Source organism: Chryseobacterium sp. SIMBA_028, assembly GCF_046535285.1.
Lineage (GTDB): Bacteria > Bacteroidota > Bacteroidia > Flavobacteriales > Weeksellaceae > Chryseobacterium.
The window spans coordinates 1-248 of the sequence record NZ_JAWRWZ010000648.1; the positions used below are offsets into that span (position 1 = coordinate 1).

At 62.5% G+C, this 248-nt stretch carries 1 protein-coding gene; it reads left to right on the top strand.

The window, feature by feature from the left end; translation table 11 throughout:
- Window positions 1–248, top strand: a 248-nt coding sequence (locus SCA31_RS24830) for a hypothetical protein (protein WP_410699617.1), incomplete at both ends; no start/stop codon positions are given.

Sequence of the window (248 nt, forward strand, 5' to 3'; positions counted from 1 at the left end):
GATGGGCGCCATCGCGCTGCCACTGGCGCTGCTTTTTGGTGTCGAGGCGCTGGAATACCGGCTGAAGACGGCAGGCGCATCCGCTGTCATCACCAATGCCTTCGGGATGACGCGGATCGCGAAAATCCGCGACCGGCTTCCCGAACTGAAGACGGTCATTTCGATCGACGGCGGAGAAGCGCTTTATTTCGCAGATCTGGTCGCAGCGTATTCGCCTGTCTTCGAGGCCGCCGGGACCGGCCCCGATG